The sequence below is a fragment of the Paenibacillus rhizoryzae genome, assembly GCF_059686995.1.
Window position 1 is genome coordinate 774,761 of sequence record NZ_JCAALT010000001.1, and the last position, 19,154, is coordinate 793,914.

General features: G+C 50.4%; 16 protein-coding genes. 12 read left to right on the forward strand and 4 right to left on the reverse strand.

The annotated features are described in order from the left end of the window. The first annotated feature begins 83 nt into the window (after positions 1-83). The 10 genes from AC6ESO_RS03475 to AC6ESO_RS03520 all read left to right on the forward strand — a co-directional run bounded on the left by AC6ESO_RS03475 (position 84) and on the right by AC6ESO_RS03520 (position 12,907). Positions 84-617 carry a hypothetical protein gene (locus AC6ESO_RS03475; RefSeq protein WP_497090152.1) on the forward strand — a complete coding sequence of 178 codons (534 nt, stop codon included), beginning with the start codon at positions 84-86 and terminating at the stop codon, positions 615-617. An 86-nt stretch (positions 618-703) separates the two neighbouring features. Then, entirely contained in the window at positions 704-1,039 is a 336-nt protein-coding gene (locus AC6ESO_RS03480) for a metal-sensitive transcriptional regulator (protein WP_497090153.1), read from the forward strand. Between the two features lie 135 nt (positions 1,040-1,174). Then, positions 1,175-3,379, forward strand: coding sequence for a heavy metal translocating P-type ATPase (locus AC6ESO_RS03485; RefSeq protein WP_497090154.1), 2,205 nt, complete (start codon positions 1,175-1,177; stop codon positions 3,377-3,379). Positions 3,380-3,404: 25 nt separating this feature from the next. Further along, the gene (locus tag AC6ESO_RS03490) at positions 3,405-3,602 is read left to right on the forward strand and encodes a cation transporter (RefSeq protein WP_475780663.1); all 198 of its coding nucleotides are present in this window, start codon (positions 3,405-3,407) and stop codon (positions 3,600-3,602) included. A gap of 126 nt (positions 3,603-3,728) precedes the next feature. Then, positions 3,729-5,669 carry an ATP-dependent DNA helicase gene (locus AC6ESO_RS03495; protein ID WP_497090155.1) on the forward strand — a complete coding sequence of 647 codons (1,941 nt, stop codon included), beginning with the start codon at positions 3,729-3,731 and terminating at the stop codon, positions 5,667-5,669. 74 nt (positions 5,670-5,743) lie between these two features. Next, positions 5,744-6,466 (forward strand): DsbA family protein, encoded by a 723-nt coding sequence (locus tag AC6ESO_RS03500; protein ID WP_497090156.1) that lies wholly within the window; start codon positions 5,744-5,746, stop codon positions 6,464-6,466. Then, positions 6,463-6,966, forward strand: a complete 504-nt coding sequence (locus AC6ESO_RS03505) for a disulfide oxidoreductase (protein WP_497090157.1) — start codon at positions 6,463-6,465, stop codon at positions 6,964-6,966. Before AC6ESO_RS03500 ends, AC6ESO_RS03505 begins: the two co-directional genes overlap by 4 nt. A gap of 246 nt (positions 6,967-7,212) precedes the next feature. Continuing rightward, positions 7,213-10,137, forward strand: a complete 2,925-nt coding sequence (locus tag AC6ESO_RS03510; RefSeq protein ID WP_497090158.1) for a 2-oxoglutarate dehydrogenase E1 component — start codon at positions 7,213-7,215, stop codon at positions 10,135-10,137. Continuing rightward, a complete protein-coding gene (gene odhB / locus AC6ESO_RS03515) occupies positions 10,130-11,434 on the forward strand; it encodes a 2-oxoglutarate dehydrogenase complex dihydrolipoyllysine-residue succinyltransferase (RefSeq protein WP_497090159.1) in 1,305 nt (434 codons plus the stop codon). Before AC6ESO_RS03510 ends, odhB begins: the two co-directional genes overlap by 8 nt. Before the next feature lie 144 nt (positions 11,435-11,578). Beyond that, positions 11,579-12,907 (forward strand): deoxyguanosinetriphosphate triphosphohydrolase family protein, encoded by a 1,329-nt coding sequence (locus AC6ESO_RS03520; RefSeq protein WP_497090160.1) that lies wholly within the window; start codon positions 11,579-11,581, stop codon positions 12,905-12,907. Between the two features lie 338 nt (positions 12,908-13,245). Here the strand turns inward: AC6ESO_RS03520 and AC6ESO_RS03525 are convergent, their stop codons facing one another. The 4 genes from AC6ESO_RS03525 to AC6ESO_RS03540 all read right to left on the reverse strand — a co-directional run bounded on the left by AC6ESO_RS03525 (position 13,246) and on the right by AC6ESO_RS03540 (position 17,712). After that, positions 13,246-13,956 (reverse strand): C40 family peptidase, encoded by a 711-nt coding sequence (locus AC6ESO_RS03525; protein ID WP_497090161.1) that lies wholly within the window; start codon positions 13,954-13,956, stop codon positions 13,246-13,248. Between the two features lie 189 nt (positions 13,957-14,145). Beyond that, positions 14,146-15,255: a Ger(x)C family spore germination protein gene (locus AC6ESO_RS03530; RefSeq protein WP_497090162.1), complete on the reverse strand. Its 1,110-nt coding sequence runs from the start codon at positions 15,253-15,255 to the stop codon at positions 14,146-14,148. Then, on the reverse strand, positions 15,252-16,637 hold the full coding sequence (locus AC6ESO_RS03535) for a spore germination protein (RefSeq protein ID WP_497090163.1): 1,386 nt from the start codon (positions 16,635-16,637) through the stop codon (positions 15,252-15,254). Before AC6ESO_RS03535 ends, AC6ESO_RS03530 begins: the two co-directional genes overlap by 4 nt. Continuing rightward, positions 16,630-17,712, reverse strand: coding sequence for an endospore germination permease (locus AC6ESO_RS03540; RefSeq protein ID WP_497090164.1), 1,083 nt, complete (start codon positions 17,710-17,712; stop codon positions 16,630-16,632). Before AC6ESO_RS03540 ends, AC6ESO_RS03535 begins: the two co-directional genes overlap by 8 nt. Positions 17,713-17,917: 205 nt before the next feature. Here AC6ESO_RS03540 and AC6ESO_RS03545 point away from each other — a divergent pair, with 205 nt between their 5' ends. Both AC6ESO_RS03545 and AC6ESO_RS03550 read left to right on the forward strand, forming a co-directional pair. Next, positions 17,918-18,136, forward strand: a complete 219-nt coding sequence (locus tag AC6ESO_RS03545; RefSeq protein ID WP_497090165.1) for a hypothetical protein — start codon at positions 17,918-17,920, stop codon at positions 18,134-18,136. Between the two features lie 77 nt (positions 18,137-18,213). Continuing rightward, positions 18,214-19,122 carry a hypothetical protein gene (locus AC6ESO_RS03550; protein WP_497090166.1) on the forward strand — a complete coding sequence of 303 codons (909 nt, stop codon included), beginning with the start codon at positions 18,214-18,216 and terminating at the stop codon, positions 19,120-19,122. The last annotated feature ends 32 nt before the right edge of the window (positions 19,123-19,154 follow it).

A 19,154-nucleotide genomic window follows, 5' to 3' on the forward strand; every position in this document is an offset into this window, starting at 1 on the left:
AGAAATTCTTCATCGAATGAATATTGACATGCGACACCGAATACTATCATGGAATGATGAGGTGACAAAGGGGCGTTTGATCGATGAATTACTTCTATTTCGGTAGCATTGTTGGGGTTGCAGGCATGTCCATCTGGTCGATAATCCGTACATATAGTAGAAGTGCGTTCCTAAGCTGCATGGCAGGAATGATGATTGCCATGACGATCGGGATGATGACAAGCGTCTCCATTGGTACGATCGCAGGCGTTTTATATCCCAAAGATTTGACGTTCCCGACTGCAGCCTCCGTGCTCCTTGGGCTTGTCTGCGGTTACCTGGCAGGGAAGCCGGTTAGTACGATGGCTGCGCTTGATGGCATGCTCGCCGGGATTATGGGGGGCATGATGGGTGCGATGCTTGGCGTCATGATGGGCAAACATGCTGCTATGATGGTGCTTTTCGTCGATGTGTTGTATGTATTCATTCATCTGGTTGTTTTACAGCTAATCCGGGAAGAATCACGAGAAGCGACCACGGAAGCGAAGGGAGACAGTAAGCAGACGCCGATTCTGCATCCGCTCGTATTCGGGCTTGGTATATTTGTGCTTGCAGCCGTGTTTCTGTACCAGGGTTAGTCGACCGAATCGTTGCATGCACGAACGAAGTTGTATACCCCCTGGAGGTATGATATAGTGATTGGTATGAAGAGGGGGATTGCGGGATGAACCATAGCGAGCAAGAGCAAAAACAAGAACATTGCCACGATCACGCCGGTTCTGTTCGGCGCAGTGCGCATACCGATGAAATTAAGAACAGCCTGATTACGCGTTTGAACCGAATCGAAGGGCAAATTCGCGGGTTGAAGGGACTTATTGAGAAGGATACGTATTGCGATGATGTGCTCAATCAGATCGCTGCCGCTCAGTCGGCCTTAAATGGCGTCGGGAAGCTGCTGCTCGAACATCATATGAACAGCTGTGTAATCGAACGCATCCAGCAGGGGGATCATGAAGTCGTAAAGGAACTGCTTGTGACCATGAACAAGCTGATGAAATAATAGACCGACAGACCGAAAATGCAGGCTGTGCGGTCTTTTTTACACCTCTTGCAATACCCCCATGGGGTATGTTAGAATGATTATGAGGATATACCCTCCGGAGGTATATAGATCGAAGAAAGGAATGGATCTATAGTGGCGATTCAGAAGACTACGCTTCAGATTAGCGGTATGACATGCGCTTCTTGTGCTTCTCGAATCGAGAAGGGGCTGTCGAGACTTGAAGGCGTCACGAGTGCCAGCGTGAATTTGACGATGGAAACCGCTCGTGTGGAATATAATGAAGCTGTCATCGCTGTTGGCGATGTGATGAGCAAAGTCGATCAGTTAGGGTTTCATGCTGAGCTACATAAAGAAATGTCGCAGCTCAGCGAGCAACGAGAATCCGGATTGAGGCAGCTGAAGCTGCGATTGCTTATTTCAGCGCTGCTCTCCTTGCCGCTGCTGTTAGCCATGGCGGATCACTTCGCTTTTGCATCTTTTCTTCACATTCCGGGCTGGTTAATGAACCCTTGGCTGCAGCTTGCCTTGGCAACACCGGTTCAATTCGTAATAGGAGCTCCGTTCTATATAGGTGCCTATAAGGCATTGCGCGGTAGAAGCGCCAATATGGACGTGTTAGTTGCGATCGGCACATCTGCGGCTTATTTCTACAGTTTAGCCCAGACGCTGGAATCCCTGGGGCAAGGCATGCATAGTGTTGAACTGTACTATGAAACGAGCGCGCTGCTCATCACCTTCCTGCTTCTTGGCAAGCTGCTCGAGGCGCTGGCCAAGGGCCGCTCCTCACAAGCGATTAGCGCGTTGATCGGGCTGGCGCCGAAGCAAGCCGTCGTTTTGCGAGAAGGAATAGAGGTTCGCCTGCCGATTGAAGAGGTGCAGCCCGGTGATTTCGTCGCCGTTAAGCCTGGGGAGAAGATCCCGGTCGATGGCGTTGTGCTGGAAGGCAGCTCCTCCGTGGATGAGTCGATGCTTACCGGCGAGAGCTTCCCTGTACAGAAGCAGGCAGGCGATCCGCTTATCGGGGCCACGATTAACGGAAACGGCGCATTGGTCATGCAAGCTACGAAGGTAGGCAAAGAGACCGTACTGGCTTCGATTATCCGAATTGTGGAGGAGGCGCAGGGTTCGAAGGCGCCGATTCAGCGAATCGCGGACGTTATTTCAGGCATTTTCGTGCCTATTGTCATCGGAATCGCTGCGGTGACATTTCTGTTATGGTACTTTGCACTTGAGCCCGGGGCATTCCCGGAGGCGCTGCGCAAAGCGATTGCGGTGCTCGTGATTGCCTGCCCTTGTGCACTTGGTCTCGCGACGCCGACCTCGATTATGGCAGGCTCAGGCAGAGCGGCCGAGCTGGGCATCTTGTTCAAAGGCGGAGAACACCTTGAACGCGCGCATCTCATTGACGCCGTGCTGCTCGATAAGACGGGAACCGTGACGGAAGGGAAACCGAAGCTGACGCGTTATCAGATCGAGTCCGGTTTTCAAGAAGAAGAGGTGCTGCGGCTGGTTCTTACAGCCGAGAGCAGCTCCGAGCATCCGCTTGGCGATGCGATTGTCGCCGGACTTCGTGAGCAAGGCATCGAAAAGGCAGCGGCCATTGAATCGTTCTCCGCGATACCCGGCTTCGGGATCGAGGCGCGCATCGAAGGAAAGGCGCTGCTTGTCGGCACTCGCCGCCTGCTTGCGCTGCACCATGTCGAGCTTGCGGATCAAACGCAAGTTGAACAACTGGAGAATGAAGGCAACACGGTCGTTCTCGCAGCTGTAGATGGCGTGTACGCAGGTTACTTCGCGGTTGCGGACCGTATCAAACCGACCTCTCGCGCTGCAGTCGAGGCGCTGCAGGCGCTTGGCCTGGAAGTTGTACTGATTACCGGAGACAACGCTTCTACCGCGCGGGCAATCGCTGAACAAGCAGGGATACGTACGGTTCTTGCCGAAGTTTTACCGGAAGGCAAAGCGGAGGAAGTGAAGAAGCTTCAAGCGCGAGGACTTAAAGTCGCGATGATCGGCGACGGTATTAACGATGCGCCGGCGCTGGCTACCGCTGATATTGGGATGGCGATGGGGACGGGAACCGACGTTGCCATCGAGGCAGCCGATATTACGCTGATGCGCGGTGATTTAAGCAGCATTCCCGAGGCGATCGCGCTTAGCCGGAAAACGATGAGCAACATCAAGCAAAATTTATTCTGGGCACTTGCCTATAATGCGGTCGGTATCCCGATTGCCGCAGCCGGCTGGCTCGCCCCTTGGGTGGCAGGGGCTGCGATGGCGCTGAGCTCGGTATCAGTCGTGCTCAGCGCCTTAAGGCTTCAACGATTCCGCAAATAACTTTGACTAAGAGGAGCGATTTCAAATGACAACTACCATCCAAGTGAAGGGCATGTCCTGCCAGCATTGCGTGAACAGTATTGAGGGAGCGCTGAAGAAGAACGGCGTAGCAGCAAAGGTTGACTTGCCCGGTAACCGGGTCACGGTCGATTATGAGGAGAAATCGATATCCCTGGATCGCATCAAAACATTGATTGAAGATCAAGGATTCGATGTCGTGTAAGCACAGGTGGCAATTCTTTCATTAAGGCTAATCCACGAGATGGATTAGCCTTTTTGAGTGGAAACATGGTATGATTACGGTTTGAATGTTGTTCGAAATTGAGTAATGCTGGAGGCTTTGAAACTGGTGAACAAGTACCCTTTTGACTTTGACCCGAAAGAATCCTTCGTCCAGCAAGCCAGCGATTGGATTGCGGATGTCTTCTATGAACGGCTGCCTGAAGCCGGCTTTGAAATCCGAGATGAGCAGATCTATATGGCTTTTCAGCTGGAACGGGCTTATAGCGAGAAACAAACGATTTTTGCAGAGGCTGGCGTAGGGACGGGGAAAACATTCGTCTATTTGCTTTATGCCATTAACTATGCACGATATACGCGAAAACCGGCCATTATTGCCTGTGCGGATGAATCGCTGATCGAGCAGCTGGTGAAGCCGGAAGGCGATATCGCGAAGCTGGCCCGTTATCTGGATTTGACGATTGATGCGCGGCTGGGCAAATCGATGGATCAATATATTTGCTTGAACAAGCTCGAAGATGCAAGAGGCGGCTTCGCGGATACGGAGATTTATCGGGACATGCATGCTGCATTGCCCGATTTCGTCCATAACCCGGGCACGATGCAAGCCTTCTATCCCTATGGCAATCGTAAGGATTACCCGAACTTGACTGACGATCAGTGGAAAGCGGTTGGCTGGGATGTGTTCCAGGACTGCCTGGTTTGCTCAAGGAGACACCGCTGCGGTCAGACGCTCTCGAGGGAGCACTACCGTAAGGCAGCGGACATCATCATCTGCTCCCATGACTTCTATATGGAGCATGTGTGGACGTATGAGGCGCGTAAACGCGAAGGACAGCTTCCGCTTCTGCCTGAGCATAGCTCGGTCGTATTTGACGAAGGTCATCTGCTGGAGACTGCTGCTCAGAATGCGCTCACCTATAAACTGAAGCACAACGTATTTGAATCCATCATTACGCGGCTGCTTCAAGGAGAAATCCGCGAGACGCTTGCTGTAACGATCGACGAAGCCATCGAGCAGAGCGAGCATCTCTTCAGGCTGCTGGATTCCAGCAGCCGTTCCATTGCAGCGTCGGATCGGCGTGAAGTGATCATGTCAGATCGGTTGTTGAAGGAAGTTACTCGCTTCGGGGCGGTGCTAGCCGCGATTGAAGAGGAGCTTGTCTTCGAGAGCGGGATGTTCACGATCGATGCGTATCAGCTCACCATTGTGGAAGAGCATATCGAGATGCTTCAGCTGGCGCTGAATTTATTTAAGAAGCCAAGCGGGTTGATCACTTGGATCGAAGAAGAGCAGGACGGCATTACGCTTGTCATTATGCCGAAGCTCGTGAAGGAGATTCTGGAGGAGCGTGTCTTCTCGAAGCACATGCCCATTGTGTTCTCTTCCGCTACGATGTCCGTCAATGATTCGTTTGATTATATCGCAGATAGTCTGGGTATCCAGAAGGCGTTATCCTTCTCGGTAGCGTCGCCTTATGATTATGAGACGCAGATGAGCGCAGCGGTTGCGCCGATTGGCAGCCAGGCTGACAAGCTCAAGCTTGCCCTGCAGCGGCTTCAGCAATCGGAAGGACGAGCGCTTATCTTGTTCCCTTCCAAGGAAGAGCTGCTGCAGTTCAAAACGGATATCGCGTCGATTCCAGGCTTCGCAGCTTTCCGCTTCCTATTTGAAGGAACAGCTGAAATCAGTCATCTCATCGAGTCGTTCCAAAGTGATGAAGCCAGTGTCCTATGTGCGGTCACACTATGGGAAGGGCTTGATATTCCGGGTCCGTCGCTGTCGCATGTGCTGATGTGGTCGCTTCCGTATCCACCGAACGATCCTGTCTTCACAGCCAAACGCAGAGATGCCGAGCACCCCTTCGAAACCGTGGACATGCCTCATATGCTGCTTCGTTTGAAGCAAGGCTTGGGACGTTTAATTCGAGGTCGCGAGGATACGGGGATGATTACAATGATGGGCAAAGAACTGGCGGATGCGCGGGTAATGGAGCAGGTTGAACGCATTCTTCCGGCAGGCGTTAAGCCGCAGGTTCTGAGCGTTTGAATGAATTGACATCTAGTATGTCGTTCTCTACAATTTAAATAGAATAGGCTCATAGAAAAGGATGGGAAGCAAATATGTCGCAGCCAATGAAGAAATCCACGTATAAGAGTCAACGTAAAGCCGAGCAAGAGAAATTGGAGAAGCAGCGCAAGTTTATGAAGAAGCTGATGTGGGGAACGGGTATCGTTGTTGTTCTGGGCATCATTGCAGCCCTGATTTTCACGCCGAAGGCAGATCCGACCGCATTTGATTACGAACAGCTGCCTATTCTGGGGAAAGCGGATGCGCCGGTCAAAATTGTCGAGTTCGGCGATTATAAATGCCCGTCCTGCCAAATCTTCAGTCAGCAAATTAAGCCGCAGATCGAGAAAGATTACGTGGAGTCGGGCAAGGCTGCCATCTACTTCATGAACTTCCCGTTCATCGGAGATGATTCGACGACAGCCGCTCTGGCCGCACAATCCGTCTACCATCAGAATAATGACGCTTTCTGGAAATATTTCGACGTTCTCTATAAGAATCAGCAAGACGAGCACACGCTTTGGGCTACGCCTGAATATCTGGTTCAGCTGGCTAAAGATAACGCGATCGATGTTGATCTGGATTTACTGAAGAAAGATATCGAAGAAGGCACCTATGCCTCTGAAGTCAGCAAACATAAGTCTACTGCAATTGCCGCTAACGTTAATTCCACGCCAACCTTGTTCATTAACGGCGAAGAATTTAAAGGCGAATTCGGTGACTATCCAAGTATTAAGAAGGCTATCGACAACGCGCTGGCCGGCGAGGGCAAATGATCCAAACGTCATCGAGACTGGGGTTCTTTAGCAAATACGCGCTCTACTTGGCGTGGATCGTATCGATTGTCGCTACGGGCAGCAGTTTATATTTAAGCGAAATCATGCACTTTATCCCATGTAATTTATGCTGGTATCAACGAATATTCATGTACCCGCTTGTGGTGCTCCTCGGAATGGCGAGCTACCGCAACGACCGCAAGCTGATCCCGTACATTTGGCCGCTTTCCCTACTGGGCGGATTGATCTCCATCTATCATTACGCGGAACAGCAAATTCCGGCTCTGGCCAAAATGCTTCCGTGCACGGTCGGCGTTCCGTGCAGCGATGATTATCTCGACTGGTTTGGCGGTTATGTCACCATTCCGTTCTTGGCTTTGATCGCTTTTGCATTGATCACGATGTTGATGTTGAATGCACGGGGAACTGCAGAAGAAGCGATCGATGATGCAGAGCAAGCCGAGGATGCGGAAGAGCTGGGTGAGCGTTCCACCTTATAAAAAGAGTAGAAGTCCTTCGGGACTTCTTTTTTTTGTCGAATTTAGGTGCTGATTTACTTGCATTTCTCGGTCGTTAGTATGCATTTTCTCTGTCAACGGGGATTGAAGTCTCAAAATATGAACATTCCATGGACTTTTGCCTGTTCATTTGTCCCAACTATGATGTTTCTGCTATCATGTATGGATGGACGTACAAAGGGTTAATTAATTAAATAAGCGCATCTAAATAGTTGGAGGTAGCCTGTAATGACAGCAGAGAATAATAGTCAGAAGTCGCCATGGGAACTCTATTATGGCCCGAATTTAGGGTATATCGAGGAAATGTATGAGAAGTTCCTGATAAACCCTGAATCGGTTGAGCCAGCATTCAGAGATTCCTTTGCGAAATGGGGACCACCGCCGTCCACATCGGCAAAGGGAATTGTAAAGGTGAATCCACCGCTCGCATCCGGCGTTTCAGGCTCTGATAGCATTAAATCGATTGATCCTGCTTTCTTGAAGAAAATCGTTGACGCCGGCAAGCTTGTACGAAATATCCGTACTTACGGTCATCTTGCAGCCGACAATGATCCGCTCGGTTTATCTGCCGCACCGGACACGCAGCTGCTCGAGCCGATGACATTTAAGCTTACATCGGAAGATCTGGACACCATTCCGGCTTCTCTCATCTGGGAGGAAGCACCGGAAACGATTCGTACAGGTGCCCAAGCTATCGCGCATTTGAAAGAAGTTTATACTAAGTCGTACGGTTTTGAATTCGGGCATATTCATGCGGAAGATGAGCGGATTTGGCTCCATCGCCAAGCTGAAATCGGCATGGCCAGCAAACCGATGAGCGCCAAAGAACGGATCGCTTTGCTTGGACGCTTAATTGATGTTGAGCAATTCGAAACTTTCCTGCATCGCTCGTTCGTAGGTCAGAAGCGTTTCTCCATCGAAGGAACGGATACACTTGTGCCGATGCTCGACGAGATCATCCGGGAGCTCGCGCATGACGGCGCTCGTCACATTCTGATGGGTATGGCGCACCGTGGACGGTTGAACGTATTGACGCATGTTCTCGGCAAACCCTACACAGCTATTTTCTCTGAATTCCATCATTCGCCAAACAAAGAGAAAGACTTGCTGCCATCGGAAGGCGCGATGGGCATCAACATCGGCTGGACCGGCGACGTGAAATACCACTTAGGCGCGCATCGCTCGCTTAAGGAGAACGAAACCGTTGAAACCCGTATCTCGCTGGCAAACAATCCGAGTCACCTGGAATACGTCAATCCGATCGTAGAAGGCTACACACGCGCAGCGCAAGACGATCGCAGCAAAGCCGGCTATCCAACACCTGATTTCGGCAGCGCAGCAGCGATTCTGATGCACGGCGACGCCGCGTTCGCAGGTGAAGGTATCGTAGCGGAGACGCTTAACTTCAAGAAGCTTGCGGGTTATGAGAACGGCGGAACGATTCATATCATCGTCAACAATAAACTCGGCTTCACGACCGAGAGCAAAGATTCGCGTTCTACTCATTATGCGAGTGACCTTGCAAAGGGATACGAAATCCCAATCGTACATGTTAGCGCCGACGATCCGGAGGCGTGTATTGCTGCGGTTCGGATGGCATGTGAATACCGTCAGAAGTTCCACAAAGACTTCCTGATCGACATGGTGGGCTACCGCCGATACGGTCACAATGAGACGGACGACCCGGAAACAACGCAACCGCTCGTTTATCAGAAGCTTCGCAACCATCCGGTTGTCGGCCGTATTTACAGCGAGAAGCTGAAAGAGAAGGGGCTATTGTCTGAGGATCAAGTTACAGCTATTAGGCAAGCTGGTCTTGCAAAGCTGCAAGCTGCACTCGATGAAGTGAAGTCGAGCGATAAATCATTCAAGCAGCCGAAAATTGATGATACGAGCAAACGCCGCAAGAAAGAAGTCGTTACTTCCGTTCCGCTTAAGAAGCTCAGCGCGATTAATGAGGAGCTGCTTAAATGGCCGGATGGCTTCAAGGTGCACGATAAGCTTGAACGTATTCTGATGCGCCGTGCTAACGCGCTGGAGAAAGGCAGCAAGGTGGATTGGGGCTTGGCCGAAACGCTTGCTTTTGCATCCATTCTATCCGACGGTACGCCAATTCGCTTGAGCGGACAAGATTCGGAGCGCGCAACCTTCGCATTCCGTAACATCGTGCTGCACGATGTAGAAACGAATGCGACGTTCTCGCCGCTTCACAAGCTGCCTCAAGCCAATGCTTCCTTCGCGGTTCATAACAGTCCGCTTGCCGAAGCTTCCGTTCTTGGGTTTGATTATGGATACAACGTGTTCTCCCCGGAAACACTTGTTATTTGGGAAGCGCAATACGGCGACTTTGCCAACTGCGCGCAAGTGATCATTGACCAGTTCATCACGGCAGGCCGTGTGAAATGGTCGCAAAAGTCCGGTCTGATCATGCTGCTGCCTCACGGCTATGAAGGTCAAGGTCCGGAGCATTCCAGTGCGAGACTTGAGCGTTTCTTGCTTCTGGCAGCGGAAGATAACCTGACGATTGTAAACCTGACGTCAGCGTCGCAATACTTCCATTTGCTTCGTCGTCAAGCCGCGATTATCAATACGGACGAAGCGCGTCCGCTGATCGTGATGTCGCCTAAAAGCTTGATCCGGAATCCTAGCGTCGCTTCGGACCCAGCTGAATTCAGCAATGGCTCGTTCAGACTAGTGCTGGAGCAGCCGGGTCTTGGCAAGCAGCCGGCACAAGTAGAGCGTCTGATCTTCTGTACCGGTAAAGTGGCCATCGATCTGGAAGCCGCATTGGAGCTTAAGGATGGACAAGCCGAGGATAAATGGAACTGGGTTCATATCGTTCGCGTGGAGCAGCTGTATCCGTTCCCGAAATCCGATATTGAACAAATCATCAACCGTTATCCGAATGTGAAAGAAGTACTGTGGGTTCAAGAGGAGCCGCAAAACATGGGTGCATGGAACTATGTCGAGCCGCGGATCCGCGCACGTGTAACACCTAATACAACCGTCCGTTACATCGGTCGTCCTAAACGGTCGAGCCCGGCAAGCGGATTCCAATACGTACACAACATGGAGCAGCAACGTATCGTTTCCGTTGCGCTGAATCGCAGTACTCTAACAACGACGACTAAAGGGGAGAACAGCCATGAGTGAAATTAAAGTACCCGAAATGGGAGAATCGATCGTAGAAGGCACGATCTCTAAATGGCATGTCAAAGCCGGTGACAGCGTGAATGTAGGCGATGTGCTTGCTGAGCTGGAAACGGATAAAGTCAACATTGAAATCAGTGCGGAGCAAGCCGGCGTTATCGAGCAGCTTCTTCGCGGCGAAGGAGATACCGTAGCGGTAGGCGAAACGATCGGTAAGATCGGCAGCGGCTCCGGTGCAGCAGCTCCTCAGCCAATGTCGCCTAGCAGCGACCCTGCGGCAGCGCCTGCGCCGGTAGCGCCGGCAACAACGCCGGCAGCGCCTGTGGCAGCGGCGGAACCGGCTCCAGTGGCTGCTCCGGCCGCAGCGCCGGCCCCGGTTGCTTCTGATGCGAATGCCGCTGTGTTCTCTGCAACGCCTGCAGCGCGTAAGCTTGCAAGAGAGCGCGGCATTGATCTGACGCAAGTGCAAGCTCAAGATCCAATGGGCCGTATCCGTCAGGAAGATATCCAAGCGCATAACACGGCTGCGCTAGCTCCTGCTGCAGCACCTAGCGCACAAGCAGCTCCTGCGGCGTCTGCTCCTGCAGCTGAGCCGGGCAAACCGGCAGAACGCCGTAAGATGTCCCGCCGCCGTATTACAATCGCGAAGCGCCTTGTAGAAGCGCAGCAAACGGCTGCAATGCTGACTACGTTCAACGAAGTCGACATGACGGCGATTCTTGAAGTTAGAAAACGCCGGAAGGACGCGTTCAAAGAGAAGCATGACATCGGTCTTGGTTTCATGTCTTTCTTCACGAAAGCCGTAATCGGCGCGCTCAAAGCTTACCCGCTGCTGAATGCGGAAATTCAAGGCGACGAGATCCTTGTGAAACAGTACTACGATATCGGTATCGCAGTATCTGCTAAAGAAGGCCTTGTTGTACCGGTTGTGCGTGAAGCCGATCGTCTGAGCTTTGCTCAAATCGAGAAGCAAATCGCGGAACTTGCAGGAAAAGCTCGTGCCAACACATTGGCATTGAACGATCTGCAAGGCGGCACGTTCACGATTACAAACGGCGGCGTATTCGGTTCGCTGCTCTCCACGCCGATTCTTAATGCGCCGCAAGTCGGTATTCTCGGTATGCACAAAATCCAAATTCGTCCTATGGCGATTGACGATGTGCGCATGGAGAACCGTCCAATGATGTACATTGCTCTATCCTACGATCACCGTATCGTAGATGGTGCAGAAGCGGTTCGCTTCCTCGTTACAGTGAAGCAATTGCTCGAAGATCCAGAATCATTGCTGCTTGAAGGCTAATTCTTCCGCGGACAAACATCAACCTCACCTTCTGACGTCAGGGCTTCTATCCCTGAACGTCAGCTTGTGAGGTTTTTTATTTGCTATTGGCCCTCATTCTACATAGAATGAGGGTAAGACAGCGAGAAACGGAGGCGAATGCAGATGAACGTACGTAAAATGCGGTTATTTGATTTCGAGAACATCCACTCCAGCGAGGATCGGGATGAGTATGAGAAAGACTATGCCAGATTAATTCAATCTCCGGCATTTCGTCGCCTGCAGGGCAAATCACAAGTATTCGGAGCAGGCTCCGGTGACTACTATCGAACGCGACTGACGCATTCGCTTGAAGTTTCGCAAATCGCGCGAGAAGTGGCCCGTAAGCTCGGGAAGAATTATTCGTTCCTGGCGAAGAAGGAGCATCCGGGACTAATGCTCGACCCAGAGGTTGTGGAATGCGCATCGCTCGCCCATGATTTGGGGCATCCTCCTTTTGGCCATAAAGGGGAAGAAGTGCTCAATGAACTGCTCATGGAAGAATGCGGACTTAAATATGAAGGCAACGCTCAGAACTATCGGATCTTAATGTTTCTGGAGAAGCGTGCAGGAAGTGACAGCGGGCTCGATCTGACAGCTGCCGTGCTGCTCGCCATTAATAAATACCCGTTCTGCTTAGACGACCCCGGTCGATTGAAGGGGGTCTATAGCATGGAATGGGAAGGGATTAAGGCGCTGCGCGGCGCCTGGGGGATGCCGGATGGCTGCGCGACACTTGAGGCGCAGCTCATGGATCTCTGCGACGATATTGCGTACTCGACACATGATATTGAGGATGGCATTCGGGCAGGAAAAATCCAGATGAATCCCAGTTTGTTCGAGGATGACCGTCTCGTCGCGAACGTCATGCAGGAAATCATCAACGATCCCGGTAACGCGGTCATGCATTGGGAACAGGTTGATATGAAGCTGATGGTGAAGCAGGCGCTGCATCATTATCTGGAGCAGTGGGAAAGCATTTATGTGGAATGCGGCAGGGAGCCATCGCGTACGCGCAGAGAGATGAAAGCGCGGTGGGTGAGGAAGTTTGTGAGCGGGGTCGGAATCATTGATGATCCGGCAACAGGCTGGAAAAGGGTCACCTTCGTTCGCGACGGCGTGCAGGACATGGAACTGCTGCGCACGATGGAGATCTTGAAGAAGCTGGCGTGGGTGATGCTGATTAAGGATTTCCGCGTACAGCGGCTTCATAAACGCAGTGAGATCATCATTAAGCGTTTATGGGACAGCTTTAAGATACAGGACTCAGGGCGGCTCATCATCCCGCCGGATTGGCTGGAAAGCTACGAGCGGCTCAAGGATGTATGGTCTTGGGAGCGGATGGTGTCCGATTATATCGCAGGTATGACGGATGCCTATGCGGAGAAGGTATATACCGAATTTTACGGAAGCGCGTCTACGACAAAAGGCGGGTTATTGTACGATCGGGACTAATAATGGAGGAGGCTGCCTGGGAAGCAGTCTCCTTTTTGTTGTGGCGTATGTGTCACTGGCAGCGATAAGATGCAACTTGGCAATTTGCATCTAATCACGGCATTGTCAATGGTGCTCGCCGCCGATGATTAAAATTCTAACGAATGGTACGGGCCTTATTCGGGTGGGATAGAGCGAAAGTAGGCATTGCGACACTAAATAGCACATAAGGCCTCTACGATTCGTTAGCGTTTGAATGTGCGGGGTAAAATCGAAAAAGCTGCCCCCAAAGCCAATACATGCACTTTAGGGACAGCCGATAATTGTATATGGTGATGGATAGATTCCGAGCCTAGCCCTTATCGGTTCCAGTAAGGGTGATTCGAATTGCCGGAAGTTTTCGTTGGTGTTGCGGAATCATCAGACTGCACAGGTTGCGTATCATTTACAGTCCCGCTGTTATCGCTATTGTCTCCGGTGTTGCCATCGTCAATGGAGCCATTATCAGTATTACCGTTATCGTTGTTACCGTTGTCGCCGGTATTGCCCGTATTGCCATCTGCAATGACATGACGTGCCGTTACAAAGGTTTTATCCCAAGCGCTGCCTGAGAATTTAGAAACCGTTACGCCTACACCGACACGGTATGTTTGCAGCAATTTGTCATCGCCGATATAAAGACTCACGTGATTGATGACGCCATCATGATTGGTATCCGAGAACACCAAATCACCCGGCTGCAGTTGATCCTTTGTTACTTTCGTACCGACTTTTGCTTGTTGTCTGGACGAGCGCGGCAGATCAATGCCATGCTGCTTAAAGATGTATTGAACAAAAGAAGAACAGTCGAATACAGAGGTTGTTGTTGTTTTGGCACCGAATTTGTACTCCACGCCTAGATATTGTTTACCTGTTGCAATGATGTCATCCACGATCGATGAACTGGCTGTCGCTGCATGCGTTGTATTGGGTGTGAAAAGCATGCTTCCGCCGCCTATTGCAATGGATAAACCTAATGTAAGGCTCAGTAGTTTTTTATTTAAACGTTTATGATTTAGTGTGTTAGTCATGGTGAACTCCTCCTGCACTGAAATGTAGTTTGGTACAGGCCGCTGTGATTGCCTACAAACACTATAGCACAGCATTTTGTACCATCACTTTCCAATGAGTCGAAAGACCTATGAAGCATAGCGGATGATCGCGATTATTAGAAAACGATTAGAAAAGACTAATGTAATCTGCCTTGACTTACGGAAATGTTACTTCCGCAGTTCAAGCATGCTCGTAGCTATTAGCTTCACTTTGACATGCAGTTCTATCCCCGGAATGTCTTCGTTTACGGCAAGGCCTTTGCGATACCAAACCTCGTTCAAGGAGTAGATATCCGTGGAACGTTTCTTGCCTACTTCATAGGTCTTCATAATTTCGTCGTACAAGCTCTTCTCGAGCAGTTTATTCATTTCAACCAGTGGGAATGTGTCCTGCTGCTCCCGTAGAGCGGCGTCCATGGCGATGTTTAGTTTGACGATTCGTTTACCATCCTTATAGGCAGGCTTTTTCTTCACCTTAATGCTCTTTAAAGCAGCAGTTCCAACGAATTTCCCTTGTTCATCTTTGATAGGAAGGAGGCCGCGCCTGGTGTTTTTCTTTAACCATTTTACTCCTGTTGCTTCTTCGCGGCTGAATCGAGCCTCGCTCTTTCCGTTCTTAAGTGCGACAAGCCCGTCCACGATCGGCAATGTGAATGCCTTGCTGCCTTTCTTCCAGTTTTTAGAAAGCGTCACATGGTCGACCAAGGTCGTCTCGAAAGGTTCCCTTGTAGATCGGATGAGTCTCTGATATTGAATGGGCTCAAAGGAAGATTGCAGCTGCTTAAATAACAGATTCGGCTGATAATACAGCGTAGCTACGTACGAGCTGCCGGTGATTGGCATTGTAGTAAGAATCTCTGCGAGATTTTCATTTGTTGCGAAAACCCAAGGGGTATAACGTTGATCGCGTGTTCGCATCAATTCGTCATGGATATTGAAGATTCCCTTGGCGAGTAGGCGGTCACTGAATATAAAGGCTTTATTCTGTGTCCAATCCATACGCATCTGGCTTTCCTTCTGCAGATCGAACACCGCCATCCCGATGCTCTCGCCTTCGCCTCTTCCGATCACGACCGGTTTAGCGTTTTGGCTGCCGCCTTCTTGTTTTGCCATGGTTGTAAGGTCATTGATTTGCGCATAGACTTGATATTTTCCGTCCACGTAATCTATTCCCATCACAGTGACAAAATTAAAATATTGAATGTTCTTTACGTCCCAGCAGCCGCACAAGCATAACACGAGGCAGCTGACCAGGGCCGCCTTCCAAATCCGGTTCATGGTTTTCCATCCTTCATCCTCGTATCGTCCTGTAAATGGAGGTTCTGCGGTCTCTTACTCATGTTATTGGCCGGTTTCTTCAGCAGCGCTCCTACGATATCTCCCCACGATGGCGGTGAAATCGGAGAAAGATACGGGATCCCGAATGATTTGAGATTGGACATATAGGAGACGACGAAGAAAATGGACATGAAGAAACCGAACATACCGAGTATGGAGGAGATGATCATAATGACGATGCGAACAATCGACACGATGCCGCTAAGCGTCGGGTTTACCAGCGTGTAGCCGGCTATCACCGTAGTTGCAACCACAACGGTTACGGTAGGAGACGTAATGCCGGCACGGATGGCGGCATCGCCTACGATGATACCGCCGACGACGGTTACGGTTGGCCCTACCGATTTGGGCAGTCGTTGTCCGGCTTCCTTGAACAGCTCAAACAAGATGAGCACCGTTATCGCCTCGAATGGAAGCGAAAGCGGAAGTCCGATACGATTCGATGCGATCGTAGCTAATAAAGGCAATGGAACCTGCTCGAAATTAAAGCCGATCAAAGCAATGTAGAAAGCGGGCAGGAACAGTGCCAAAAACCAGCCAAAGAATCGGATCAACCGTTGAAAAGAGCTAATCACTGACCGGAAATAGCCATCTTCCGGTGAGTTAATGAGCGACGTAAGCGTAATGGGCGCGATAATGGCTAGCGGTGAGCCGTTAAGCAAAATCACGAAACGGCCGCTGATTAGGCATTCTGCGGCAAAATCCGGTCGGCCGGTATTGTCGATTAGGGGTATCACCGAATAAGAACGATCCGATATAGCTTCCTCTAGCTGCGAGCTCGTAACGAGCGCATCAATCTGTATTTTCCGCAATCTTGCCCTAGCCTCATCGACAGCCTGTTTGTTCGCAATATCCTGGATGAAAAGCAATTTTATCGCGGTCAGGCTTCGAACTCCGATTATAAAGGATTCTACTTTGAGTGTCGGAGTAGCCAATCTTTTTCGAATCAGCGCCAAATTAGTCTCGATACTCTCGGTAAATCCGTCACGCGCTCCCTTCGTAGACGTTTCCGTAACGGACTCTTCCGTCGTTCTTTGTGGCGGATCCGAGACGTATTGTACGTAGCACTTAGCTGTTTCCAGATCGTAAAGGAATAAATCGCCGTTAAACACATACAAGGAGAGCTCTTTTTTCCAATGCGATGTAAGCATTACGGGGTGTTGCCGCCAAAGGTCTGCGCCGTACGTACTGATTTCATTGATTTGCTCACGGTTCGACAGCCCTTGGCAGAAGACGAAGAGAAAATTGCCGTTCCTCTCGAAGGTAACATCGCCGCAGTCCTCGAATAAAAGCCGGATATCGCTTTCACTGATGTTAACCATTTCGCTGCACCGCCTTTTTGTTTTTTCCTGTCCAGATGCAAATTAAGATCACGATTGTAACGACACCGCAAAATATACTGGCACTCGTGTAGTAGTTTCGCACTAGATTGTGAAAATTCACATCCGAAAGCTTAAGCAGATTGACCACTAGAAGGATCAACGAAATCAGAATGAACAAAATCTCGGGATGTTTCCACCTCTTCACCCACAGCGTGTGTATGATGTAGATGGCCAATGAGATTCGGATAAATGCACCTGCCAGCCACTGATATATGGACAAAAAGTCGGTTTGGCCGAGCATGCTTCCGATGGCGGCCATCCGCCACTGCTCGTAGGCCGGGTATCGCAGCAGCGTAGCTTCGAAAGGACCAAACATGGCGATCACACCTGTCAATGGCCCAAATGTCAGTTCAATTAACATGAGCACGACAAGGCTCATATTGAGTCGTGACAGCTTCCCTTTCACTTCGTCCTTCAAGAAGAATACAAGGAAGATCTCCGTAATGCCTGATGTCGTGTACCAAGCGCCTTTCGTGATCGCCTGGGTTGAATTTTTGAAGATGGGAAACAGGTAGTGGTAGTCCTTATATTGAAAGTTCACGGTCATAACGTACAATCCGGCCGCGATAATCCAGGGCAGCAGAATGCCATTGGTGATGGCGATGGCAGCCAGTCCTTTTCTGGCTGTGAAATAACTAATGCCAATGATACACAGGCCAACGATCCATTGCGGGGTATAGGTTAAGTAGGAGGAGTTGGACCACATAATCGTATCCCGAATGCTGATGCTCGCCTGTGTTAGGAAATATACGGTGAACAGGAGTGTGAAGAACAGCCAGATCAACTTATGCGCTTTTGCGAACATCCAAGTGGACAACGAATAAGGAATATTTTTGTACATATATACATACAGCAAGCCGAGTAGCAAAGAAGGGATAATGGCTGTCAAGACAGAAATCCATGCGTCGCGATTCGCTGTATCCAGTAAAATGGGAATCAGGATGACATGGTTGGAGATGCCGATAAACGTAACCAGCAAGGTGGACAGTTGAAAAGGGGTGATTTTATCGTTCAAATCCTTGATCCTCCTTTCATTAGCGGTGTACTTAAAATTTCCAATTTCGCAAATTTTATGCATAAAATCGGCTTTCTCGCGCATGAAGCCTAGGCGTTTGCTTGATGAATGTTGCCCTCGCAGCGAGGTAGCGTATAATCTAAAGTAACGAATCATACGGACATGGACGTCTATTTTATTCAATTGACCTTAAGGGGCTATAGGGATGGAAAACGAAGCGAATACTACGTTTAAGTGCGCCGTTCAACGGCTAGGGAAAGTTGTTGCCACAGATGGGAAGAGCCTTGCCATTGAAGTGAACGGCAAGCTGCTGACGTTGTCGCGCGAGAAGGCGGAGAAGGAGATCGCGGCCGGCGATGTGCTGCGCTGGGACGGAACAAAGTGGATTCGCGTCGCGCAGCAGGATAATGCCGCGGGACAATAATGAGAGAAGCTTAATCCCCTTTGCACCCTAATCGGAGCCGGCTGCTGCGAATCGTTAAGGAAGGGGTGATTAGAGGAATGGAAGTATTAGAATCGAAACGTTGTTTATTTTGTGATGAGCTTGTGAAAGTGAAACGAAAAGGTGGAAACGAGTGGTACATCGATTGTATGTGCGCACCGGGCGGATCTTATGGATTGCGCGAAGACAGCTACGAGCCATACCGCCAGTTGTCCTATTCGGAAAAACGCAATTCGTTCCCGATTCTGTCGGCTTATATCCGGGAGCAGACGGATTGCGATGAGAAGGTCGTTCTCACTTACGCGGACCGGGAAACGATCCTGCAATCGCCTCAAATTCCAATCACAACGGAAGAGAAGGGGAAACGTCTTCTCCGTTATCTTCACCGGCACACAAGCGGACCGGGTGAAGCGGTAGTTATTAATCAGTTCTCGCAAAGCTATAATTTGACCTATTCTTTAAACTTGCAAGAGCTTGTCTTCATCACGGAGAAGCTGAAAGAAGAAGCTTATATCGAGCGCATCGGCTCAACATTTAAGCTGACGGAGAAAGGATGGGTAGAAGCAGCCAATACGGCGAGCGGTAAAGCGCTGAAGCCATGTTACGTCCTACTGAGCGGCAATGATGAGAACGTAAGCAGAGTATGGCTGGAGACGGTGTTCCCGAGACTGATTCAGCTTGGTTATGCACCGAAGTTTCTGGAGGATGATCTATCGCTTCGGCTGGATCCGAAACCGATTGAAACGATGCTGCAAGAGGTGAGCGACTGCAAGCTGCTTGTGGCGGATGTGACGGAACCGAGTGCGGAACTGTGGCTTCGTGCGGGGTTTGCGATAGGCAATGAGATCCCGATCATATGGACAAGCCAAGCGGCGGATCAGCAGCTTCCGCAAGGGGTCAGACCGCATGTTTGGCAGGATGTGGAAGAGCTCGTAAGGGTGCTTCAGAAGGTGTTAACGAAGGAATAATGGTTATTTTAGGGGTTGCTCGAAGTGGTGTT